This is a genomic window from Microvirga arabica, assembly GCF_016811235.1.
Lineage (GTDB): Bacteria > Pseudomonadota > Alphaproteobacteria > Rhizobiales > Beijerinckiaceae > Microvirga > Microvirga arabica.
Genome location: NZ_JAFBID010000002.1, coordinates 134,204 through 157,847, shown reverse-complemented (window position 1 = coordinate 157,847; position 23,644 = coordinate 134,204). Strand labels below are relative to the sequence as shown.

At 60.9% G+C, this 23,644-nt stretch carries 19 protein-coding genes; 10 read left to right on the top strand and 9 right to left on the bottom strand.

What is annotated here, in order from left to right:
- The first annotated feature begins 7 nt into the window (after window positions 1–7).
- Complete coding sequence (mobA, locus tag JQC81_RS01990) at window positions 8–637, top strand: molybdenum cofactor guanylyltransferase MobA (RefSeq protein ID WP_203270030.1); 630 nt, start codon at window positions 8–10, stop codon at window positions 635–637.
- Entirely contained in the window at window positions 634–864 is a 231-nt protein-coding gene (locus tag JQC81_RS01985; RefSeq protein ID WP_203270029.1) for a sulfurtransferase TusA family protein, read from the top strand. Before mobA ends, JQC81_RS01985 begins: the two co-directional genes overlap by 4 nt.
- Before the next feature lie 44 nt (window positions 865–908).
- On the opposite strand, the gene JQC81_RS01980 is transcribed toward JQC81_RS01985, so the two are convergent.
- The gene (locus tag JQC81_RS01980) at window positions 909–1,085 is read right to left on the bottom strand and encodes a CsbD family protein (protein WP_203270028.1); all 177 of its coding nucleotides are present in this window, start codon (window positions 1,083–1,085) and stop codon (window positions 909–911) included.
- Window positions 1,086–1,531: 446 nt separating this feature from the next.
- On the opposite strand from JQC81_RS01980, the gene JQC81_RS01975 reads away from it, so the two are divergent.
- Window positions 1,532–2,338 (top strand): sensor histidine kinase, encoded by an 807-nt coding sequence (locus tag JQC81_RS01975; protein ID WP_281400213.1) that lies wholly within the window; start codon window positions 1,532–1,534, stop codon window positions 2,336–2,338.
- Here JQC81_RS01975 and JQC81_RS01970 read toward each other — a convergent pair.
- On the bottom strand, window positions 2,228–3,481 hold the full coding sequence (locus tag JQC81_RS01970) for a glycerate kinase type-2 family protein (RefSeq protein WP_203270026.1): 1,254 nt from the start codon (window positions 3,479–3,481) through the stop codon (window positions 2,228–2,230). The two genes, JQC81_RS01975 and JQC81_RS01970, sit on opposite strands and share 111 nt — an antisense overlap.
- Window positions 3,482–3,672: 191 nt before the next feature.
- Here JQC81_RS01970 and JQC81_RS01965 point away from each other — a divergent pair, with 191 nt between their 5' ends.
- Complete coding sequence (locus JQC81_RS01965; protein WP_203270025.1) at window positions 3,673–4,473, top strand: HAD family hydrolase; 801 nt, start codon at window positions 3,673–3,675, stop codon at window positions 4,471–4,473.
- A gap of 44 nt (window positions 4,474–4,517) precedes the next feature.
- Here JQC81_RS01965 and JQC81_RS01960 read toward each other — a convergent pair whose 3' ends face one another.
- Window positions 4,518–6,008 carry an NAD-dependent succinate-semialdehyde dehydrogenase gene (locus JQC81_RS01960; RefSeq protein WP_203270024.1) on the bottom strand — a complete coding sequence of 497 codons (1,491 nt, stop codon included), beginning with the start codon at window positions 6,006–6,008 and terminating at the stop codon, window positions 4,518–4,520.
- Window positions 6,009–6,319: 311 nt separating this feature from the next.
- Between JQC81_RS01960 and JQC81_RS01955 the strand changes: the two genes are divergently transcribed.
- The 6 genes from JQC81_RS01955 to JQC81_RS01930 all read left to right on the top strand — a co-directional run bounded on the left by JQC81_RS01955 (window position 6,320) and on the right by JQC81_RS01930 (window position 12,699).
- Window positions 6,320–7,528, top strand: coding sequence for an ABC transporter substrate-binding protein (locus tag JQC81_RS01955; RefSeq protein ID WP_246520146.1), 1,209 nt, complete (start codon window positions 6,320–6,322; stop codon window positions 7,526–7,528).
- Window positions 7,529–7,657: 129 nt separating this feature from the next.
- Window positions 7,658–8,416 (top strand): ABC transporter ATP-binding protein, encoded by a 759-nt coding sequence (locus JQC81_RS01950; RefSeq protein WP_203270023.1) that lies wholly within the window; start codon window positions 7,658–7,660, stop codon window positions 8,414–8,416.
- Window positions 8,409–9,116 carry an ABC transporter ATP-binding protein gene (locus tag JQC81_RS01945; protein WP_203270022.1) on the top strand — a complete coding sequence of 236 codons (708 nt, stop codon included), beginning with the start codon at window positions 8,409–8,411 and terminating at the stop codon, window positions 9,114–9,116. Before JQC81_RS01950 ends, JQC81_RS01945 begins: the two co-directional genes overlap by 8 nt.
- 6 nt (window positions 9,117–9,122) lie before the next feature.
- Window positions 9,123–10,010: a branched-chain amino acid ABC transporter permease gene (locus JQC81_RS01940; RefSeq protein ID WP_203270021.1), complete on the top strand. Its 888-nt coding sequence runs from the start codon at window positions 9,123–9,125 to the stop codon at window positions 10,008–10,010.
- A gap of 4 nt (window positions 10,011–10,014) precedes the next feature.
- Window positions 10,015–10,989, top strand: a complete 975-nt coding sequence (locus tag JQC81_RS01935) for a branched-chain amino acid ABC transporter permease (protein WP_203270020.1) — start codon at window positions 10,015–10,017, stop codon at window positions 10,987–10,989.
- Between the two features lie 69 nt (window positions 10,990–11,058).
- On the top strand, window positions 11,059–12,699 hold the full coding sequence (locus JQC81_RS01930; protein WP_203270019.1) for a GMC family oxidoreductase: 1,641 nt from the start codon (window positions 11,059–11,061) through the stop codon (window positions 12,697–12,699).
- Between the two features lie 91 nt (window positions 12,700–12,790).
- Here JQC81_RS01930 and JQC81_RS01925 read toward each other — a convergent pair whose 3' ends face one another.
- From JQC81_RS01925 to JQC81_RS01900, 6 genes are all read right to left on the bottom strand, one after another.
- Window positions 12,791–13,432, bottom strand: coding sequence for a LuxR C-terminal-related transcriptional regulator (locus JQC81_RS01925; protein ID WP_203270018.1), 642 nt, complete (start codon window positions 13,430–13,432; stop codon window positions 12,791–12,793).
- A 710-nt stretch (window positions 13,433–14,142) separates the two neighbouring features.
- Window positions 14,143–14,910: a LuxR C-terminal-related transcriptional regulator gene (locus JQC81_RS01920; RefSeq protein ID WP_203270017.1), complete on the bottom strand. Its 768-nt coding sequence runs from the start codon at window positions 14,908–14,910 to the stop codon at window positions 14,143–14,145.
- Between the two features lie 386 nt (window positions 14,911–15,296).
- Entirely contained in the window at window positions 15,297–16,469 is a 1,173-nt protein-coding gene (locus JQC81_RS01915; RefSeq protein WP_203270016.1) for a tetratricopeptide repeat protein, read from the bottom strand.
- A 221-nt stretch (window positions 16,470–16,690) separates the two neighbouring features.
- On the bottom strand, window positions 16,691–19,543 hold the full coding sequence (locus tag JQC81_RS01910) for a tetratricopeptide repeat protein (protein WP_203270015.1): 2,853 nt from the start codon (window positions 19,541–19,543) through the stop codon (window positions 16,691–16,693).
- Window positions 19,544–19,615: 72 nt separating this feature from the next.
- On the bottom strand, window positions 19,616–22,546 hold the full coding sequence (locus JQC81_RS01905; protein WP_203270014.1) for a tetratricopeptide repeat protein: 2,931 nt from the start codon (window positions 22,544–22,546) through the stop codon (window positions 19,616–19,618).
- Window positions 22,546–23,643, bottom strand: coding sequence for an alginate lyase family protein (locus JQC81_RS01900; protein ID WP_203270013.1), 1,098 nt, complete (start codon window positions 23,641–23,643; stop codon window positions 22,546–22,548). The genes JQC81_RS01905 and JQC81_RS01900 overlap by 1 nt, the downstream gene beginning before the upstream one ends.
- Window position 23,644: the final 1 nt, after the last annotated feature.

The window sequence follows — 23,644 nt, the reverse complement described above, 5'->3', positions numbered from 1 at the left end:
ACCCGGCATGAGCCAGCCTCCTCCAACCCTCGGTGTCGTTCTGGCGGGCGGGCTTTCGCGGCGCATGGGCGGCAATGACAAGGCTCTTCTGCCGCTTGCGGGGCGGTCTTTGGTGGAGCACGCGACGGAGCGCCTTGCGCCTCAATGCGAGAGCGTCATCCTCAATGCCAATGGCGATCCTTGCCGGTTCAGCAGGATGACGCTTCCGATCGTTCCCGATTCCATTCCAGATTATCTAGGCCCGCTTGCCGGAATCCTGGCCGCCCTCGAGTGGAGCGCCACTCATCGGCCGGACATCGACTGGGTTGTGAGCGCACCGGCCGACACGCCGTTCATCCCGCACGATCTGGTGCTGCGGTTGCACGAGGCATTCAATGAGACCCGTAAGCTCATCGCCTGCGCCACATCGGGCTCACAGGCACATTTCGCCGTGGGGCTCTGGCCCGTCTCACTGCGGCACGATTTGCGTCAAGCCCTCGTGAATCAGGGTACACGCAGCATAAGGGACTGGATCAGCCGCCATGACCATGCCGAGGCCTCCTGGCCGATCGCGCCTGTCGATCCCTTCTTCAACATCAATACGTCCGAGGATCTGAGGCATGCAGAGATTCTCGCCCAGCAGGAGAGGGTTGAATGACGGAGCTTGATCTGTCCGGCCTGAAATGCCCCTTGCCGGTTTTGCGAACCCGCAAAGTTCTCCGTACCCTGCAGCCCGGCGACCTGCTGAGGGTTGTCTGCACTGATCCCCTGGCCGGAATCGATGTTCCAAACCTGATCCGCGAAACCGGTGACATCCTGGAGGATCAGCGGCAGGAGAACGCCACCATCAGCTTCCTGATCCGCAAAGCGGCCCTGCCGGCATGAAAAAGGCCCGGCTGTACCGGGCCTTCTTGTCGACTTCCTGAGGATCAGGTGTCCTTGCGGAGTGAATCCTTGATGCCGCCGACGGTGTTCTGGATCTTACCCTCAGCCTTATCCATCTTGCCCTCGGATTCCATCTTCGAATCGCCCAGGGCCTTGCCGAGGCCCTCCTTCATCCGACCCTTGATGTTCTTCATGCTGCCTTCGCTACGATCGCGATCCATGGTTTCTCTCCTATCGAGCTATCTGACAGGAAAACGCCTGAGAAAGACATCGGTTGCGATAAACAGCGAAAGCTGTTTGCAACCAAACTCTGTACTCGTTCAAATCTAATAAGTTGTTTTCAGCGTTCAAAGCCAAACAGATTCAGGAAACTAATTCTATTTCATCTTATGGACGTCACGCATTCGACCACAAGTGATTTCGAAATCCCTATATCGCGACTTCTAGTCTGCCCAATTGCCTTCACCGGGCTTATCTCGGCCTTTCCTCCAACAAGGGATAGACAACGGCTTTTGCTGCACTACTTCGGACCAAGCTGAGCAATATATGTTATATAGTTATAGTTTGGTTCGTGTCCGCCGCCTGTCCACCCAGGCCCTCATCCAAGGCTTCTCGCCACTCCACCTCTCGCACGGCGTCTCGCGGGGCGGCACTTCCGTTAGACCCTATGGCATTGCTGGCGCACCAGCTCAGGACGCCATTGTCGACGATCAATGCTCTCGCTCAAGGCCTGATCCACAGAGCCGACCGGCTGAGCACCCATGACATTCAGGTCAAGGCAGAGAAGATCTGGCGGGCAAGCCTGCGGCTCGATGAACTGATCGAAACGATTCTGTCCTACAGCCGTGCCAGTGCCGGCAGTATCATGCTCAACCCGAGCGAGTTCCATCCGTCGGAACTCATCAAGAGGGTTTGTCGTGAGCAGGGAGGCCAGGAGCCCGGCCGCCCCTTTCATATCGACATCAAGGACTTGCCGGAGATGATCGTCGGCGATCCGGTGCTGCTGGAGCAGGCACTCGTCATCGTCGTGTCGAATGCCATGAAGTATTCCCGCCCCGATCAACCGGTCGATGTGACGGCGCGCGGTGAAGACGGCATGATCAGGATCATCGTCAAGGATCGCGGCATCGGCATCCCGGAGCGCGATCTGCCTTTCATTCTGCAGCCTTTCTTCCGCGGTCGAAACGCCAAGAAGCTGCCCGGCACAGGCCTGGGCCTGAGCCTCGCCTGGTACATCCTCAAGCTCCACGGCGGCAACCTTGAGGTGGAAAGCCGTGAGCGGCGCGGCACCAAGGTGAGCCTCATCGTGCCGGAGACGAACACGACCGGATTCAGCTACTCCATCTTAATAAATTCTGGCCGATCACGAATGGATGAGAATACAGCGGAAATCATTCACGTTGGTCAGTGTTGGTCCTGTAACAACGAGTCTGTCGAGTTGCGCAAACGCCGTGTAGGCATCGTTCGCCTCTAGGTGAGCAGCAAGGTCAATGCCCTGCGCACGGGCGCTTTCAAGCAAGCTGCCATCACACCAGGCGCCGGCATTCTCCTCCGATCCATCAATGCCGTCCGTGTCGCACGCAATGGCGGAGATCCGGCTCTCCCCTTTCAGGGAAAGAGCCAGCGACAGCAGGAACTCGGCGTTGCGTCCGCCACGCCCCTGGCCGCGCACCGTCACGGTGGTCTCGCCGCCAGACAGCAGCACACAAGGGGCGCGGGCAGGCTCTCCATGCATGAGCGCCGAGTGAGCGATGCCGGCCATGACGCGCCCGACCTCGCGCGCCTCTCCTTCGAGAGCATCGCCGAGGACGAGAGCATTCAGCCCCAACTCGCGCGCCTTGGCGGCGGCCGCATCAAGAGCCATCTTGGGTGTTGCCAGCATGTGGACAGCACCACCCGCTCCAGGCTTCGTGACGGCGCTCGCCCGGATCGCCTGCACGACATGGCCCGGCACATCGATCCCGTATCGACGCAGGATCGCGAGGGCGATTTCCGGATCAATCCGCTCCGGGATCGTCGGGCCGGATCCGATGCTCGCAGGATCATCCCCTGGCACATCAGAGATCAGGTAGGTGACGAGCCGCGCCCGGCCTGCGGCCGCCGCGAGCCTGCCTCCCTTGATGGCCGAGAGCGACTTGCGCACGAGGTTCATCTCGCCGATGGGCGCACCGGATTTCAGCAGGGCGCGGTTCAGGGCCTGCTTGTCGGCGAGCGTCACGCCCTCTGCCGGCAGGGACAGGAGTGCCGAGGCTCCACCCGACATGAGGCAGACGACGAGATCGTTAGGGCCCGCCTCCCGTGCGAGAGCGAGGATACGTCCGGCAGCCTGCAAGCCGGCCTCGTCGGGAACAGGATGGGCCGCCTCCACGATCTCGACCGACCGCGTCGGCACCGCATGGCCGTACCGCGTGACCACGAGCCCATCGCAGGTTCCGCCAACGCGGGACCAAGCCTCCTCGAAGGCTGCCGCCATGCGGGCCGAGGCCTTGCCGGCACCAAGCACGATGGTGCGCCCCTTCGGCTTCTCGGGCAGGTGTCCATCGAACTTCCCATCGGGAAGCGCCGCCTGCAGGGCTGCCTCGAACAGGGCATGGAGGATGTCACGATCGTTTATCATGAAGTCACTTTACGTGAGAAATCGCACTCGTGAAGCCGTCGAGAACATCAATCAAAGGTCTTGGAGATCGCCCGGTGCTCGTGCTTAAAGACCCGCCGTTAGCCGTCTCATCATTCCGGATGGCAGCTGCTTGGAACAAGGATGCCCCTGCCGATGCCACTCCCCCGCCCCTCTGTCCTGGAGTTAGGGATATGAAGCCTCTTTCACAGCTTCCGCCGGCAGCGGCGCGATCCATTCGTGTGGTGCTGACCGACATCGACGACACGGTGACGACAGAGGGCCTGCTGACGGCAAGAGCCTATGGGGCCCTCGAAGCGCTGCATCGTGCCGGCTTCATCGTCATCCCGGTGACCGGTCGGCCCGCGGGCTGGTGCGATCACATCGCCCGCATGTGGCCGGTGGATGCGGTGGTCGGCGAGAACGGCGCCTTCTATTTCCGCTACGACCGTGAACGCAAAAAGATGGAGGAGCGGTTCTGGGCAAACCGCGAGGAGCTGAGGCAGAACCGGATCAGGCTCGATGCCATCGAGAAGGAGGTGCTGGCCACGGTGCCGGGCTGTGCGCTCGCCAGCGACCAGGCTTACCGCTTGGCGGATCTCGCCATCGATTTCTGCGAGGACGTGCCGGCCCTGCCCGAGGCAGAAGTGGATCGGATCGTGTCCATCTTCGAGCGGGCCGGTGCGCAGGCAAAGGTCAGCTCGATCCATGTGAACGGTTGGTTCGGCGATTACAACAAGCTCAGCATGGCCAAGACCCTGCTCGCCGACGTGTTCGGAATCGATTGGGAGCAGGCGAAGACCACAGTGGTGTATGCGGGCGACTCGCCCAACGACGAGCCTATGTTCGAGGCTTTCCCCTTGAGCGTGGGCGTCGCCAACATTCAGGCCTTCGCGCACCGGCTGAGGCATAAGCCTGCCTATATCACCGACGGACACTCGGGAGACGGCTTCGCGGAACTGGCGAGCCAGCTGCTCAAGGCGAAAAGCGCTTAAGCCCGCAAAAGAAAAAGCCCGGCCGAGCCGGGCTTTTGTGTTTGTTACAGGCCTGCGAGGTTGATGTACTTGATCTCGAGGAAGCCCTCGATGCCATATTTGGAGCCCTCGCGGCCGAGCCCCGACTGCTTGACCCCGCCGAACGGCGCCATCTCGTTCGCGAGCGCCGGCGTGTTCACCCCCACCATGCCGCTCTCCAGCGCCTCCGCCACCCGCCACACGCGCGCCATGTCCCGCGCATAGAAGTACGACGCCAGCCCGAACTCGGTGGCGTTCGCCATCCCGATCACCTCCGCCTCGTCCTTGAACGTGATGATCGGCGCCAGCGGCGCAAACGTCTCTTCCTTGGTCACCTTCATGGCCTGCGTGATGCCGGTCATCACGGTGGGCTCGAAGAACGTGCTGCCCAGATCCGAGCGCTTACCCCCCACCAGCACCTGACCGCCCTTGGCCAGGGCATCCTGAACGTGCTCCTCCATCTTGGCGACGGCGCGTTCGTCGATCAGCGGCCCCATGGCCACGCCCGCCTCCGTGCCGCGCCCGAGCTTGAGCGCCTTGGCCTTGTCGGCAAGCTTGGCGGAGAAAGCCTCGGCAACGCTCTCCTGCACGTAGATCCGGTTCGCGCACACGCAGGTCTGGCCCGCATTGCGGAACTTGGACGCCAGCGCCCCCTCCACGGCGGCATCGAGGTCCGCATCGTCGAACACGATGAAGGGCGCATTGCCCCCAAGCTCCAGCGACAGGCGCTTGATGCTGTCGCCCGCTTCGCGCATCAGCCAGCGGCCCACATTGGTCGAGCCCGTGAACGTGATCTTGGCCACCTTGGGGTTGTGGCAGAACTCCTCGCCGACAGGCTTGGCGTCCGTGGTGGTGATCACCGAGAAGGCGCCCTTCGGCACGCCCGCCCGCTCAGCCAGCACGGCCAAGGCGAGGGCCGAGAGCGGGGTCTGGGCTGCGGGCTTGAGCACCATGGTGCAGCCGGCGGCGAGTGCCGGGCCCACTTTGCGGGTGATCATGCCATTGGGAAAGTTCCACGGGGTGATGGCCGCGCACACGCCTACCGGCTGCTTGAGCACCAGGATGCGCTGGCTGGGGCTGGCTCCGGGAATGATGTCGCCGTCGATGCGCTTGGCTTCTTCCGCAAACCACTCGATATAGGCGGCATTCGAGATCACCTCGCCCTTGGCCTCAGGCAACGGCTTGCCCTGCTCGGTGGTGAGGATCAGCGCCAGGTCGTCGGCGTTGTCGACGATGAGGTCGTACCAGCGGCGGAGGATCTGGCTACGCTCCTTGGCGGTACGCTTCGCCCAGTCCTTCTGCACCGTGTGGGCCGTGTCGATGGCACGCCGGGTGGCTTCGACGTCGAGGTCAGGCAGTTCCAGGATGACGGCGCCGTCGAAGGGATCGGTGACGGCAAAGGTGCGGCCCTTCGAGGCGCCCACCCATTCCCCCGCCACATAAGCCCGGTCCACCAGCAGAGAAGCGTCCTTCAGATCCAGAACACGACGATCAACAGGTTTGGCATGAGCGGTCATGGAAGGACTCCATCGAGGGAAAACGGGGACGAAAAGCTGATGGTGATATAAGGGGTACCTCCAACCTTGTGAACCGCCGGAGATGCAGGACTGGATTGCCTCGTTAACAGTCACGTTTCCGAGACCGCGATGCCCGAAGCCTGAAAATTAAGATAAAAAATCAAAGACCTCTGCGACTTAAGGATGACCGCCCTTCTCATTGATCGGGGGCGAAGTGTCTGTACCTTTCTGACCATCGACCGCACACCTCACGCTGCGGCTCCGGCAAGGGGCAGGATCAATCTGCCTTGAGAATATAGGGAAGGAAATCGATGCGTATCCTCAACAAGCTTCTGTTCGCCCTCAGCTGCACCGCCCTGGCCTCATCCGCCTATGCACAGCAGGCATCGGATGGCGTGGTCAAGATCGGCATCCTGAACGACCAGTCCGGTGTCTATGCCGATTTCGGCGGCAAGTCCTCCGTCGAGGCCGCCCGCATGGCGGTCCAGGATTACGGTGGCAAGGTGCTCGGCGTTCCGGTCGAGATCGTGACCGCCGACCACCAGAACAAGCCTGACGTTGCCGCCAGCATCGCCCGCCAGTGGTATGATACCGAAAAGGTCGATGCCATCATGGAGCTGACGACCTCCTCGGTGGCGCTTGCCGTGCAGGGCCTGTCCAAGGACAAGAAGAAGATCACCATGACGACCGGTGCGGCCACGACCGACCTCACCGGCAAGCAGTGCTCTCCTTATGGCTTCCACTGGGCCTATGACACCCATGCGCTCGCGGTCGGCACCGGCGGCGCGCTGGTGGAGAACGGCGGCAACAAGTGGTTTTTCCTCACCGCCGACTATGCCTTCGGCTACTCCCTCGAGGACCAGACCTCGAAGTTCGTGAAGTCGAAGGGCGGTCAGGTGGTCGGCGCCGTCCGCCATCCGCTGGCAGCCACCGACTATTCGTCCTTCCTGCTTCAGGCGCAGAGCTCCGGCGCGAATGTCGTCGGCATGGCCAATGCGGGCCTCGATACTGCCAATGCCATCAAGCAGGCGGCTGAATTCGGCATCACCCAAGGCGGCACGCGTCTCGCGGCGCTTCTCTTCACGCTGGCCGAGGTGAAGGGCTTAGGGCTCAAGGCGGCGCAGGGCCTGACCCTCACGGAGGGCTGGTACTGGGATCAGAGCGACGAGAATCGTGCCTTCGCGAAGAAGTTCATGGACAAGACCGGCCGCATGCCGAACATGATCCATATGGGCACCTACTCGGCCGTGACGCAGTATCTCAAGGCGATCGAGAAGGCCGGGACCGACGCGACCGAGCCGGTGGCCAAGCTCCTGCACGAGATGCCCGTCCAGGACGTGTTCGCCAAGAACGGCAAGGTGCTGCCCAACGGCCGCATGGTCTACGACATGTACCTCTTCCAGGTGAAGAAGCCGGAAGAAAGCAAGAGCGAATGGGACATGTACAAGCAGCTCGCCAAGATCCCCGGCGACAGCGCCTATATGAAGGCTGCCGACAGCGGCTGCCAGCTCACGCAGTAAGCGTCTTGAACGAGGCAGGGCAGCATGCAACGCTGCCCTGCCTCCATTGCTGTCCGGCGATAGGGGGTTGCACCGCGCACGGTGCCTGAACCAATCATCGCCCCATCCAGAGAGTTTCGGCCGAACCCTATGGTCAGTACGCAACCCATCCTCAGTGCCACCGGGCTCACCATGGAGTTTCGTGGCTTCGTGGCCGTGAAGGACGTGACCCTGTCCGTCAATGAAGGCACGATCCATGCCCTGATCGGCCCCAACGGCGCCGGCAAGACAACGGTTTTCAACCTTCTCACCAAGTTTCTCACGCCCACCCGGGGGCAGATCACGTTCAAAGGCGCGGACATCACCCGGCTGAAGGCCCCCGAGGTCGCCCGTCTGGGACTGGTGCGCTCCTTCCAGATCTCGGCTGTATTTCCCCACCTGACCGTGCTCGACAATGTGCGCGTGGCCTTGCAGCGCCCATCGGGCTTGGCAACGCAATTCTGGCGCTCATCCAATGCCCTCTCTGCCCTTGATGAGCGCGCCATGGAACTCATCGATGCGGTCAATCTCTCGTCCTACAGGGACCTGACGGCCGCCGAGTTGTCCTACGGCCGCAAGCGGGCGCTCGAGATCGCAACCACGCTGGCCCTCGACCCGGCCATGCTGCTGCTCGACGAACCGATGGCCGGCATGGGCCATGAGGATATCGGGCGCATTTCCGACCTGATCCGGCGCATCGCCAAGAACCGCACCGTGCTCATGGTCGAGCACAACCTGAACGTCGTCGCCGACCTGTGCGACCGCGTCACCGTTCTGGCCCGCGGCGAGATCCTCTCCGACGGGTCCTACGACAAAGTCAGCCAGGATCCGCGGGTGCGCGAAGCCTATATGGGAACCGAGCATGAGTAGCGCTCCTCTCCTCGAAGTCCGCGGGCTCAATGCCTGGTACGGCGAAAGCCACGTCCTGCACGGGGTCGATCTCGATATCCGCGAGGGCGAGACCGTCACGCTGCTGGGCCGCAACGGTGCCGGCAAGACCACAACCCTGCGCGCGATCATGGGCATCCTACGCCGCCGCGAGGGTGTCATTCGGCTCCGCGGCAAGGACCTCCTAGGCCTGCCGCTGCACAAGGTCGCCCAGTCGGGAATCGGCTACGTGCCGGAGGAGCGCGGCATTTTCGCGAGCCTCAACGTTTCCGAGAACCTGACGCTCCCACCGACGGTGTCGGAGGGCGGCATGAGCGTGGAGGAAATCTACACGCTCTTCCCGAACCTCCATGAGCGGCGCTCGAGCCAGGGCACGAAGCTCTCGGGCGGCGAGCAGCAGATGCTGGCCATCGCCCGCGTCCTGCGCACAGGGGCGAGATTCATTCTCCTCGACGAGCCGACGGAGGGCCTGGCACCCGTGATCGTCCAGCGCATCGGCGACGTGCTGACGGCGCTCAAGAAGCGCGGCATGACCATCCTCTTGGTCGAGCAGAATTTCCGCTTCGCCAAGAAGGTGGCCGACCGCTTCTACCTCATGGAGGATGGGCGTATGGTGAACTCGTTCCCGGGGCACGAGCTCGATGCACGCATGGACGAGCTTCACGAAGTTCTTGGGGTGTAGAGCATCATGAGTACAATTTTCGGCATTCCCACCCCGGCGCTTTACGGCCAGATCCTCATCGGCCTCATCAACGGCTCCTTCTACGCCATGCTGAGCCTCGGCCTGGCGGTGATCTTCGGCTTGCTGCGGGTCATCAACTTCGCCCACGGCGCGCAATACATGCTGGGCGCCTTTGCGGCCTACCTGCTCCTGAACTGGCTCGGCATCAACTACTGGCTTGCCCTCGTCCTGGCGCCTCTGGCCGTCGGCGTGATTGCGGTCATTATCGAGCGCACCATGCTTAGCAGGCTCTACGGCGTCGATCACCTATACGGCCTTCTCCTGACCTTCGGCCTTGCGCTCATTCTCGAGGGCGCATTCCGTTACTGGTTCGGCGCGGCCGGCCAACCCTATGCCGCACCATCTCAGCTGACCGGCGCCGTCAATCTGGGCTTCATGTTCATGCCGGTCTATCGCGGCTGGGTGGTGGTCGCCTCCCTGGTGGTGTGCATCGGCACGTGGCTTCTCATCGAGAAGACCCGGCTCGGCGCCTATCTGCGTGCAGCGACCGAGAACGCCACGCTCGTTCAGGCCTTCGGCGTGAACGTGCCCCTGCTTCTGACGCTCACCTATGGCCTGGGAGCCGCGCTGGCGGCCTTTGCCGGCGTGCTGGCGGCGCCAATCTATCAGGTCAGCCCGCTCATGGGCTCCAACCTCATCATCATCGTGTTCGCCGTGGTGGTGGTCGGCGGCATGGGCTCGATCCTGGGCGCCATCGTGACGGGCTACGTGCTCGGCGTTCTCGAAGGCCTCACCAAGGTTTTCTACCCGGAAGCCTCAAGCATCGTTATCTTTGTGATCATGGCCATCGTTCTGCTCGTCAGGCCGGCAGGTCTCTTCGGGCGGGAGGAGTAACATCATGGCTGTTGGAACCGAATATCTTGCGGAGCAGCCGAAGCTGCGGACCTCCGCTATCGTGCTGAGCGCAGTCGCCATTGCGGCCCTGCTGGCCGCCCCGTTCTTTTTCTATCCCGTGCTTGTGATGAGCATTCTCTGCTTCGCGCTCTTTGCCTGCGCGTTCAACCTGCTCATCGGCTATGTGGGCCTGCTTTCCTTCGGGCACGCCGCCTTCTTCGGTGGCGCGGCCTATTTCACCGCCCATGCCGCCAAGGTGTGGGGCTGGGAGCCCCTGGCGGCCATCCTGCTCGGCGCCGCGGGCGCTGCCGCCATGGGCCTCGTGATGGGCTTCCTGGCCATCCGGCGCCAAGGCATCTACTTTGCCATGATCACGCTCGCCCTGTCGCAGATGTTCGCCTTCATCTGCCTGCAGGTGCCTTTCACCCACGGCGAGGACGGCATCCAGGGCGTGCCGCGGGGATACCTGCTCGGCATCGTCGACCTGAACCAGCCGCTGGCGATGTACTATTTCACGCTGGCGATCTTCCTGTTCGGCTTCTTCGCCATCTGGCGCATCGTCCATTCACCCTTCGGCAACATTCTTAAGGCCATCCGCGAGAACGAACGGCGGGCGGTCTCGCTCGGCTACCGGGTGGATCGGTACAAGCTCGGCGCCTTCGTCATGTCGGCGGCGTTGGCTGGCTTGGCGGGCGGCACGAAGGCTATCGTCTTCCAGTTCGCAACCCTGACCGACGTCGCCTGGCAGATGTCGGGCGAGGTGATCCTCATGACCTTGCTCGGCGGCATCGGCACGATGATCGGCCCGGTCGTCGGCGCAGGCCTGGTCATCACCCTGCAGAAATATCTTGCAGCCTCCGACTTTCCCGTGACGGTGCTCATCGGCATCATCTTCGTGATCTGCGTGCTGCTGTTCCGCCGGGGAATTGTGGGTGAGATTCTGGAGTTCATGAAGCGCAAGCCGAAAGGCACTGCGTAATTCGAGGGGCATCGGGAACCCTGCCGGTGCTCCTTGCCGTGAGCGCCGGCTCATTCATCGAGCTGGACCATGCCAGACAGCGAAACATTCGATTACCTGATCATCGGCGCCGGTTCGGCCGGCTGCGTTCTCGCCAATCGCCTGTCGAAGGATCCACGCAATAGCGTGTGCCTCCTTGAAGCGGGCGGCAAGGACAATTGGATCTGGTTTCACATTCCGGTCGGCTATCTCTTCGCCATCGGCAATCCGCGCGCCGACTGGATGTTCAAGACCGAGGCGGAAACGGGCCTGAATGGCCGCATCCTCAACTATCCCCGCGGCAAGGTCCTGGGCGGCTGCTCCGCCATCAACGCCATGATCTACATGCGCGGCCAGCGCGAGGACTACGACAACTGGCGCCAGATGGGTCTGGAGGGCTGGGGCTGGGACGACGTGCGGCCGATCTTCCGCCACCATCTCGATCATTATCTCGGTGCGGGCGAGCACCATGGCGCGGGAGGCGAATGGCGCGTCGAGGCGCCTCGCATGCGCTGGCAGATCCTCGACTCCTTCATCGAGGCTGCCGTCGAGGCCGGCATTCCCCGGGTGAGCGATTTCAACACGGGCAGCAACGAGGGCATATCGTATTTTCAGGTGAACCAAAAGAACGGGCGACGCTGGTCGGCCGCCCGCGGCTTCCTCAGGCCGGCCCTGTCACGCCCCAATCTGAAGGTGGAGACGCACGCTCATGCCACGCGCATTCTCTTCGAAGGGAAGCGCGCCATCGGCGTGGAGATCCTGCAGAACGGCAACCTGCGGCGGGTTATGGCCCGCAAAGAGGTTATTCTGTCGGCAGGCGCCATTGCGTCGCCGCAACTCCTGCAATTGTCCGGGATCGGCAACGGCGCCTTCCTGCAGGAGCATGGGATCGACGTGGTCCATCACCTGCCGGGGGTTGGCGAGAACCTGCAGGACCATCTTCAGCTACGTCCCATTTATAAGGTCAGCGGCGTGCGGACCCTCAACGAGGAGTACCGCTCCCTGGTCAAGAAGGGGCAGATGGCGCTTGAGTATGCGCTTTTCCGCAAGGGGCCGCTCACCATGGCGCCTTCCCAGCTGGGAGCCTTCACCCGCTCCTCGCCGGATTACGCCACCCCGAACCTCCAGTTCCACATCCAGCCTCTCTCGCTCGACAAGTTCGGGGAGGACCCGCACCCGTTCCCGGCTTTCACTGCAAGCGTCTGCAACCTGCGGCCCACCAGCCGCGGAACGGTCCGGATCCGCAGCAGCAAGGCTGGAGAGGCCCCGTCCATTCGCCCTAACTACCTTTCGACGGATGAGGACCAACGGGTCGCCGTGGATGCCCTGCGCCTCGTCAGGCAGATCATTGCGATGCCGGCGCTCCAGAAGTACCGCCCCGAGGAGTACAAGCCGGGCGCGCAACTCACGACGGACGATGAGCTGTTGAACGGTGCACGGGATATCGGCACGACGATTTTTCACCCTGTGGGCACCGCCAAAATGGGTACCGACGGCGACCCGATGGCCGTGACTGACGCACGCCTGAGGGTCCGCGGCATCGAAAACCTCCGCGTCATCGATGCCTCGATCATGCCGGCGATTACCAGCGGCAACACCAATTCGCCGACGCTGATGATTGCCGATAAGGGAGCCTCGATGATCCTCGAAGATCAGGCGCAAACCCGCGTTGAGGTTCTCCGCTCGGCGTGAGCCCTCCGAGAAGTGGCCTGTTCCGATGAGTACTCAAAAGAAAGGGAGCCAACGGCTCCCTTGAACGGCATTTCTGAGCAGTTTGACCCAATTAGCTGACGGTCGCCCCCCGGCTCGCAGCCAAGTGGTTCGCAGCCCAGATCGCCGCCTGAGTTCGGTTCTTGGCCTGGATCTTACGCAGGATGGCTTTGACGTGGACCTTCACGGTCGCTTCCGTAATGTCGAACTTGCGCGCAATGAGCTTATTCGAGTCGCCATCCATGAGGCATCGTAGGATAACTGTCTCACGAACGGATAAGCCTTTCGTCGGAGGGCTCATTTCTTGAGGTCCCTCTGAAGCCGACGTTTGCTTGCTCTGCTCGACGCGGGCCTCTTGATCGCGCAGGAGATCGATAATCGCACTGGGGAAGATGGCTTCTCCCAGGAGAACCAGATCCAGCGATTTGACGAGGACCTCATAGGAAATCGATTTCTTGAGGTAAGCATCCGCCCCTGAACGGAAAGCGGTGAGCACGTGGTTCAGGTCGTATTGCTCGACCAGCATGACCACTTTTGCGTTTGGGTTCTGCTCTTTCAGCAGCTTCGTTTGACGGCAGAACTCCTCGTGCTCGCGGCTTGCATCCGCGATCAGGACAACCGTACCGCCATCGGGACCACACTGGGAACTGACCTCATCGAGGCTTCCAGCCGCAAGTGAAGGGGCATAGACGGTTTCCGACAGAATTCGCCTCAAGCCTTCTCTCAACAGCGCATTTGGCTCAACGAGAAATGTCCTGATGGGTCTGACGGTCGTCGCATGATCTGCCGACGAAGGCTCAACCGAGCGCGCCAATTCCATATACCTGGAATATGCGACATCCTTGGCCGATGAGGCACCTGGATGAGGAAGGCTATCAAGATCGTAGGTGTTCCGCATTGCAGATGCCTTTCTCGTCTTGATTCGGTGAGATAAAAGTAAAAATTCCCTTAAGGTATCTAGCTTAAAATCTTATGAGAGGCAATCAATACCCATTCAAAACATTTTAATGATTGTTAATCAAAAGGTATACACGAGATACGAAGTAACGATATTCAATACACAAACGAGCTCGTGCTAGTTCTCTACTTGAGAAAACGCCTAAAGCGAATGCAATATTAGATCAGTAGACAGGGTCGTTGAAATTGCCAGTGCAATAACAACCAATCGCGCTTGGCGAGGACAGAACCCGACACCTCATGAAACTCATTATTCAGAGCGGAATGCTGTCTCTTGATGAACTTCCGGCTTGAGGGCGCGCGATCTGCTCTGCGATGATTTTTCTGTTCCTTAATCCCTTATTCAGCCGGCATCACTCACTCGGAGATGGCAACCACCTCCGCACACTAATATGTTTCTCCGAGAGACATCACGTTCAACTGCGCCCAGCGCCAGCCGTTTGTATTCCGTTACGCTCAGGAGACGGTTCAGCGCAGACTCTGTAAGGCCAGCCTTTCACCAGGTAGGAGAGACACATCCTCGTCTCGACCGGTAGCCAAGTGATTGACAGCCCACATGGCAGCCTGGGTTCGGTTGGCAACACGGATCTTGCGGAGAATAGCTTTGATGTGAACTTTGACTGTTGCCTCTGCAACATCGAGCTTCCGCGCAATTACCTTGTTTGGCGCGCCCTGCATGAGGCACTGAAGGATTTCGGACTCTCTGCTTGAAAGCGTCCGTATGGGCGAGTCATGGGTCTCAAGGCTCAAAGGTACGTGAGTGGGAAGAACCGTGATCGCCAATGGCTCCTGAGTATCTGCCTCGCACGGTGTTTCCGAGATCGCATTGAGGAAGGCAGCTGATGGAAAAACCACCTCACCCAGCATGACAAGATCGAGGTACTTGATCAGAGCCTCACACCCTGTCGTCGCAAGACAGTAACCATCCGCCCCTGACTGGAACGCTGACTTCATGTCATCGAGATTGAAATTGTCGGAGAGGATGACCACTCGTGCCTGTGAGTACTGGTCCTTGATTGATCGTATCCCATGAGACAGCTTCGAGGGGAAAAGGTTCGCATCAAGAATGACGAGAAAGGACGAGCCCGGCACATCCTTATCCAGGATGATCTCGTCGCGGGTCATTCCCTCCGACCGCAACTTGAAGCGAGTGCTTGAGAGAATTTGCTTCAAGCCTTCGCGGAGCATCGAATTCTTGCAGCTCAAGATGGTAGTGACCGGCAACAGGTTCGACATGCGAGGTACCTTTCCTCAGGAATTACCTCCGATTCTACAATTTAGCAGCCTATCCAACATCCCTAATAAAGAGGTAAAGAACTATGCTTAGGAGGTAGAGCAGTACGCCGTCGCGAATATTATTCGCAAATAGACATTATGTCAGAACCGTTACCAAAGACGATCCTCGGCCCGATAAAGGTGCACCACGTCTGAATATTTACTCATCTTGACAGGTGTCCAGACATTTACATGAATACAACAACATTCGCCTCGCGCGAAGCAGTCACCTTCATTAGAAGAAAATGAAAACATACGCGCCATAGGAGAATGAACACAGCCCCTCCGCATGCGCTGAACCACAGGCCTCAAAGAAATAGCATCAAGCAATTTCCCTCAGGATGGGGTCACTGCACCGCTGCTTCGCTTGCTTGAGCAGGCTCTCCGACAGAATTTGTCGTGACTGGCTCCATCATCGAACTCAACGCGACCGCAGCGAGCGGATAGCCGCTGTCCCGAGCGCTCGTCATGAGTTCAACCGCCTTGTTGAGATCAGCCGTGACGCCTACGCCCGATTTATACATGAGCCCTAGTTTATACTTTGCTTCTGGATGCCCTGCGCCTGAGGCCTCCTCCAACAGAATGGCAGCCTTCTCTGGCGATACATCAACTCCGATGCCTTCCGAATACGCATGGGCTAGACCGATGATCGCTTCAGGATTGCCTGCCGCCTTTGCCTTTTCCAGAGCTGCGACAATGTCCGAGACAAGCCCTCCTGACGGCCGTAGGGCAAGCAGGCGTGCGAGACTTTGTCCAGCCGCGATATTGGTCTTGTCCTGCGCAGCAAGGCCATACCACTGCACTGCCCGCCGCTGATCCTCGACGTTGCTGCTGCCTGAGAGCGCATTGGCCAGATGAGTAGCCGCGCCACTATCACCCCGCTCGGCGGCAACCCGGATCAGATGGCCCGCCGCATCGCGATCCTGGATGCCGCGTGTTCCCCGCTCAAGATCGAGAGCGACCTGATAGACCGTGCTGGGCTTGATCTGTGCCGCGCGCTCAAAGAACCGGAGAGCGGTCGGCATGTCCTTCGACCCTTCCGTTCCTAGCGCGAGAGCCCATCCGATGTCGAGAAGAGTGCTCCGCTGGCGTCCCTCGTTCACGCTTCCAAGCCATTTCAGCGCAGTGGCCTCGTTGCGCTCCAATCCGCGCCCGGTCCCATAGGCATAAGCCGCATGAGCCATGGCACGCTCATGCCCGACACGTGCAGCCCACAGGTACCACTCGGCTGCCTTCTTTGTATCGACCGGGACACCGTCGCCGCGATCGTACATATTGGCAATCGCGAGAACGGAACTCGATGCGCCACGGAGAGCCTCGAAGCGGAAACGCCGTTCAAGCTTTGCGCGGTCGTCCGCACCGAGGATGATCTGATGGCGTGCCATGATCTTGGCCATGAGACGGGTCGCCTCCCGGTCTCCACGTGCGGATGCAATCTTGACGGCGTCGAGCCCAGTCACGAAATCCTGCGTATCCATATCGACAGTCAGCGCTTTTTGCCCGAGCTTCAGAAGACGCATGGTGGACATCGCTCGGAGCTGCGCCTGAGTCGGCGGCGGGGCTGGAACAGCAGCCTGAGATGATCGCGGCTGTGCTCTGGTGCCCTGATGGGAGGCTGCCATTACGGCCGGTGCGATGCTCACCACAAGAGAGCTCAGGAGCACAATTCGGGTTGTTCTCTTCATTTGTCTCTCCCAACCGCCGAATAGAGACGGCCGCACGCGCTTTACGTTCCAAATGCTCATTTCCGGGTTGCCCCTTCGGCTGTCTTCAGCCACTCCTGTGCTGCGAGAGGATCAACATCCGTTCCGAAGCCAAGGGTCATGGCGAGGCTCAGGCCTTGCATGGCCTCTGCATCGCCGGCCTTTGCGGCACGTTGCAACCATTCAGTGCTGGCGCTGGCTGAAAGTTCAACGCCGTAGCCAGACGCATAGGCGCGTGAAAGCTCCTTCATCGCAGCGGTATCGCCAGCTTCTGCGGCTTTTCGCAACCAGGAGGCGCCGATATCCGGTTGTGGGGTCATCCCCAGTCCAAGTTGCAAGCTGCGGCCGTATTCCCGCATGGCGGGCGCCAGGCCGCTCTCTGCGCTCTCCTTCAAGACGGCAATCGCCGCAGATCCCTCGCTGCCAGGGACAGCGGCAAGACGGGACAGATCGGCCGCCACGCTGCCGTCGCCGTTGCGCAGAGCCTTCGACAGCCATTCAACAGCTGTCTGCATGTTCTGCTCACCAAACTGACCGGATAGATAACCACGTCCCAGATACCGCATTGCATCGGTCCGACCCGCATCGGCAGCAAGCGTTATCTGGGTGATGGCCGCCTCTTTATCGGCCATTCCGCCAACGCCGTCGATCATGGCTCGCCCCGCCAAAAACAAAGCGGCAGGATCCTTTGCTCCAGCCTGAAGATTGCCGAGAGCTTTTTCCATCCAGTACCGTGCACGCTCGACATGCTGAGAGCCGGGCAATTTATGATAGGCCTGTGCAAGTTCGACCATATCCCTTGTTACGCACACGGGGAGCGTCTCAGCGCGCGTAAGCCAGCCTGCTGCATCCCCCGGCTCCTTCGCACCTGATGCAAGCGCAATGGCAGCCCGAACATGACCGGCCTCTGCTGCCGCTTTCTTCCATTCCTGTGCAGTCTTCCCAGTCGAAGACAGCAGATCGCTCGGAGCCTCGGACAGCGCCAGCATGGCTGCAGCATTTCCGGAGGCCGCGGCCGCCTGAAGAAGCTGCAGGCCCTGCAGAACGTACGCCTTGTCTCCCCGTTGCCCGATCAGAAGGCGTCCAAGCTCGAATTGGGCGCCCGGCTCCCCTTCCCGGGCAGCCTGCTCGAGAAGGGTTCTTGCTGCAGCATCATCCCGATTCCCTTCCTCACCGCTCAGGATTCTGCGGGCCATGAGGAGTAGCGCACGGGATCGTCCCTCTCCCGGCGCGAGCGCGGCGCTCCGCCACCGATCGGCGGCCTGAACATCCTGCTTCACACCCAGACCCGACCGAAACGCATGGGCGAGCAGAACCATGCTTTCGCGGTCGTCTCGCTCTGCGGCACGAAGGAGAGCCGCTGCACTCTTCTGAGCGGATCCTTGATCGGATGTATTTCGCGATGCGACCGCCAGAATGCTGCGGACATGCCCCATCTCTGCTGCTCGGTCCAGCCAGGCTCTTGCCTGGGAGGCATCGGGCGCAACAATCGCACTGCAGGCATAAAGGTCCGCCAGAACGCCCATGGCTTCAGGATGGTTGCGGGCGGCGGCTTCCTTGAGCAGTCGCAAGGGAGTCTCCGGGGATCCTTCCTGCGGATGGTTCAACAGGAGTTTCGCCATGTCGGTCAGGGCTCCCACATCGCCCCTGTCTGCGGCCTGACGGTAATAGGCCAGGGCCTCCTTGACGTCGGGCTGGCCATTCAGCCCGATGGCATAAAGCCGTGCAAGACCGACAAGAATGCTCGTGCTGTGGCTTGGCAGCCGGCTCGCCTTGAGGAGGGCGTCCGCGGCCCTCAGTAAATCGGGAGCAGCCCCGAAATCCCCGCGGTAGTGGCGAGAAAGAAGCTTGTATGCTTCAGGATCGGCATTGAGGCCGGCTCGCTCCAGCCATGCTACGCCCTTCGGAACATCCTTGGGCGCTTTATCTCCGAGCATGAGGCGTTCGCCAAGCAACGTCATGGCGCGCGGCCTGCCGGCTTCCGCAGCTCGTTCGAGATGATGAATGAAGCGGTCCGGAGTGGCTTTGACACGCTCCTGCAGATAAATTTCGGCAAGAGCCAGATCGGCGTTTGCGTCGCCCTGGCGGGCGCCAGCCTCAAACCATTTGATGGCCTCCTGTACGCCGCCGGGAACGAGGCTTTCGTCGCTGAGGATAAGCCCGATGCGATAAAGCGCGGAGCATCGCCCTCTGCTCAGGTCTCCGTGGAGGGACTGCAGGGCAAGATTGATCAGGTCGCTGGATCCAGCCTGAGGCACCGCGCCAAGACGGCCGCTGCGCTGAAGCCGGGCGAAGGCGATCAAACCGTCAACATGACCTGCGGCAGACGCGGCACGAAGGAGGCGCTCCGCCTCCGCCAAGCTGGCACTGCTGATCCGGCCTTGCTCATGAAGCTCCGCCAGCAGAACCGATGCGTCCAGGTTCAGCATGGATGAAGCTGTCGCAAGGTGCATCGCGGCTCGCTCAGGGTCGACAGGTCCTGCAATCGGATCGAGGAGCAGCTTGCCGAGCCTGTAGTGGGCTCGGCCCCGCCCTGGCCATGCCCGATCCGACAGGTCTTCGAGGAGGCGCTTCGCCGCGACGGGATCACGCTTGAGAGTGGCACTTCCCTCGGCGTACGCAATCGCCGCATCATACATTTCTTCAGGGTCGACGACCGGCTGAGATTTGTCCCACTTGCTCCAATCGCGCGTCAGAAAAGGCTTCGGTGCCGGTGTGCAGATCGTGCTGAAATCCGACGTGGGTGCCAGCGACTGCGCCGACGGAACTTGAGCCCCGGCAGAGCCGGCGAGGACGATCAACGCGGTTAATGCCGTGCCGGCGAGAGTCGCTAACGATTGCGCCATGACGCTTCCTACTTTCATGCCGGCCGAGCGGGTGAGGATCGTCATTGTCACACTCCGTTCTGCCTCAACCTGTTCCGAGGCTCGCTGCCTCACACTTGTTGCCACGTGGTCAGCCTCTCATCCCGGCACTGCCCCAGACGTAGTGAGTTTCTGAAGTGCCTTGGCAGCCTGCGAATGGCCGGCCTGAGCAGCCTTTTCGAGCCATTCCCGGGCCACCATCCTGTCCTGCTCGGACGCGCCTTGCTGATGACGGAGTGCGAGGCGGTACATGGCGGCGGCATGGCCACTCTGCGCAGCCTGCCTAAGCCACCGCTCAGCCTCACGAGCATTGGGCTTCGTCCCCACATCATGCAGACGATGGAGTTCGAACATCGCATCTAGTGAGCCAAGAGCTGCCGCCCGCTCCAGCCACATCTTCGCCAGCGGCGGGTCAGCAAGGGTTCCAAAGCCCTTCATCAGAGCGCGTGCCACCTCGATCATTGCGGTTTGGGAGCCTGCTTCCGCAGCGCGAAGGTAGGAAGCGAAAGCCCCCTCCGCATCGACATTTCCTGCAAGTCCGGACAATTTCGCGCTGCCGAGCTGAACCTTCGCCTCGATCACACCGGCTTCGCCCGCGCGGGAAAACCAATGATCCGATTTCTGGCTGTCGCGATCCACTCCTGCGCCATAAAGATAAGCGGTTCCGAGACGAACCTGTCCATCCGGATCTCCCTGGCGAGCCGCCTGAGCGTAGAATTCAGCAGCCAGTCGCCGGTTCGGAGCAACGCCGTCACCACGAGCATAGGCATCGCCCAAGGCAATCTGGATCTTCGTATCGCCTGGCTCGTCTCTGTAGATCTCGCGATAAAGTGCGAATGCCCGAGCAGGATCGCGCTGCAGCCCATCCCCGTCCCGGTAGGCTTTAGCGAGTATGAAGCGCGCCCCATCATGCCCAAGCTGAATGGCACGGCGGAACAAAGCTTCGGCTCGCACCGGATCGCGCTGTATGCCGGTTCCATGGAGAAGTGCACTTGCCAACAGGGCCATTGCTTCCGAGTTGTTCTTCCTGACCAACAATTCCAATGCGGAGGAACCGTGCTCGGTTGATGCTGTGTCCGGGAGCCGCAGATACATTGAGGCGATCCTGCTCGCCTGATCGTCATCCCTCGCCATGGCCTTCTCGGCGACGACCAGCCACCGGCGCGCAGCGCTTTGCTGTTCTGCAGTTGCCTGACCGGACAGATAAAGTTCCGCCAGGCTCAGCGCGGCTTCCGCGTTGCCGCTGTCTGCAGATCTCCTGAGCGTCATCTCGGCAAGCGTTCGCTCCCCACGAACGAGATAAAGCTTTGCCAAGGCAATCGGCGCACGCGCATCGCCGGTACGAATAGCTTTCTCGAGCGAGTCACGAGCCAGATTGAAGTGCCCAGCCCCGCCGGCACGCGAGTAGAGAGAGCTCAACTCGACCATGGCGGCTCCACTGCCTGCAGCAGCCGCGCGGCTAAACCATGTTGCGGCGAGGGCCTGATCCTGAGGCACCCCCCGGCCCTCATTGAACATTTTGCCGAGGCGAACCATCCCGATCGCGCTGTTGGCTTCGGCTGCCTTGCGGTACCAGTCCAGGGCCTGTGGAGCCTCCAGCCCTGCGGAGCGGCCGGCATAAACATCTCCGAGGCGAATATAAGCAACAGGCGATCCGCTTGCGGCCGCCCGCTGATACCATTCCATGGCTGCGGTTTGTGATTCCGGAACACCCTGCCCGAGCAGCAGCGCATCTCCCATCACGACAGCTGCCTTGACGTGCCCACGCTCTGCCGCAGTTCTAAGACGGTCGATGGCTGTCGGGAGCATTTCATCCCCTACCGCATCCTGGTGGCTCAACGCGGTACGGGCGAACTCATAATAAGCCATGGTGTTGTCGCTGATTGCTGCTCTGTCGAAGAGCTTCAGGGCAAGCGGGACATCGCGTTCAATCAGCACGCCATCGCGAACATGGCGTCCGAGGGCCAGGAGTGCCGTTGCATCGTCATCCACCCGTTGCAGCGCCTCGTGCAGGAGGCTTCTGGCAGCTGTACGTCCTTCATCGCCAGACTGGCTGCGGATTTCGGCTGCAAGGACCAGCGCACGAGGCGCCTTCGTCTCAATGGCACGGTTGAGCCACAGTTCAGCAACACCGTTCTGAACGCCGAGAGCGGCACCATTGTAGGGATCCTCCGCAAGGATCATGGCAGCCTCGACCGAACCGCGCTCAGCAGCCTTCACAAAGGCACCCCGGGCCTCCTGCGGCTGTCGCAGAGGCGACTTCGGATCGAGACGCATACGGCCCAACCGCAAGGCAGCCTCCGCGTCGCCGAGCTCGATGGCCCGTTGATACCACTCGATCGCAGCACTCAGGCGCTCCGGCCCATCACCCGTTGTCCGGTAATGATCGGCCAATACTCTCGCCGCTTCCGCAGATCCCTGCCTTGCATCTTGGAAGAGAAGCTTTAGTCCCTGCGTTGCAAATACATTCGCCTTGGCGGGATCCGTCTCCAGTCGCGCAAGAGCTAGGCCCGAGGGACCATGCTCCGACCGCAGAGCGATCTGGTACAGATTCTTTGCCGCTTCCAGATCCCGTTTTCCTCCGACGCCCGCTTCCATCAGGCCTGCCAGCAGAAAGGCGGCTTCGTGATTCTGCAGCGCTGCTGCTCGGCGCAGGAGGTCCATCGCCTTCTGAATGGAAGGCTGGTCTTTGTCGCGCGACAGGATCAGCTTGGCCCGGCGTACAGCAGCAGAGGGCCAGTGAACTCCTGGCATTGCGAGCGCCTGGTCATAAAGGCGCTCTGCCTCATCGAGGCGACGGGCTTTGAGTGGGTTGGTTTCACTGACCGGGACTCCGTCCTGAAGCAGTTGCCCTTGCTCAAGAAGAGCGTTGGGATCGCTCCGCTGCTTCAGCTCCGCCATTTTCGCCGTTGCGGCACGGTAACGAGCCTGAAGTTCGGTACGCGCCATATCCTGTGCCTGGACTGCCGAACACAACAATATGGCGACGGTTGCAGCAGTGCTGGCGAGAAGCGGTTTGATTCTAGCCATCAGCGTCCCCAGAAGCATGTGGCATTGCCACCAACAAATTCATCGATGAGTGGCCGATCCGAGCGGATGTTGCGCACGAACAATGCTTTCAACCTTTTTGTGGCGAGGCCTGCCCGATCCCTTGCGACCAGAGGCTCGGTCCAGGCCATGTAGTGACGCCCATGGCTGCGCTTCGTCAAGAAACCGAGATCCTGGCGGCGGGCATCCGTCTCACCGCCCGGAATGTAGTTCTCGGACGCGTAGGCCATCGCGACGTTGGGCTCCGCTATGCCATTCAGAAGATAGGACAAGACCCGGTCAAAGTTCACCTCTCCAACCCGGAGATCGTAGAAGTTAGTGCCGCGTGTGGCAGCCACCTCCGCCATCACAGTGAGGCTCGCCAGAGACTGGCGCATGTACCAGAGAGCCCTGGCCCCTCGCCTGGTCTCCAGAGCGAGGCTCCCATCAGGACGCGCCTCTGCCAGGATTGCGCGATAGCGCTCGTCCCCTTTTGCGTAGAGAGCCTCGTCTCTCACGACAGCTCCCCACGTCATCAGCACGCTGTCTGCGAGATAGCGGTGGTTGTTGCGGTCAACGACGCCGTCGAATGTTCGATCAATCTTGCGGACCAGGGGATCGATCCACTCGGACAACATCCGGCTCTGCCCCTCATCCAGCCCACGCTGCAGGACCGAGAACGCCACGACGGTGGGCAGAAGGACGCGCTTCAAGGCATAATAAGCGTCGTGCTCAACCTCCGTATCGGCGAAAGCCTTGGCTTTGGCCCAGGCGAGCAGAAGATCACGCAAAGATGTTTCCGATGCAGTGTCACCTGCAAGCGCACGTCCGGTGAGCACCATGACGGCCCAGGCATAATCATTGGCAGCCCCGTCCGTCCCGTATCCCTCAGTGCTCTTCAAGCGGTCGACCGGTTTGAGGCTGCTCCACGCCGGATCGCGCGGAATAGCAAGGCAAGCCGCGCGCGCACTCGTGAAAGTTGGCTGCCCCAGTGCGGTCCTACGGAGATCCACATCAAAAAGTCCGTGCCCTTTGCTCTGTGCGAAAGACGAACCGATCGTCAGAAGATTCAGCAGGAGAACGATGAGAACCTGTTTCATG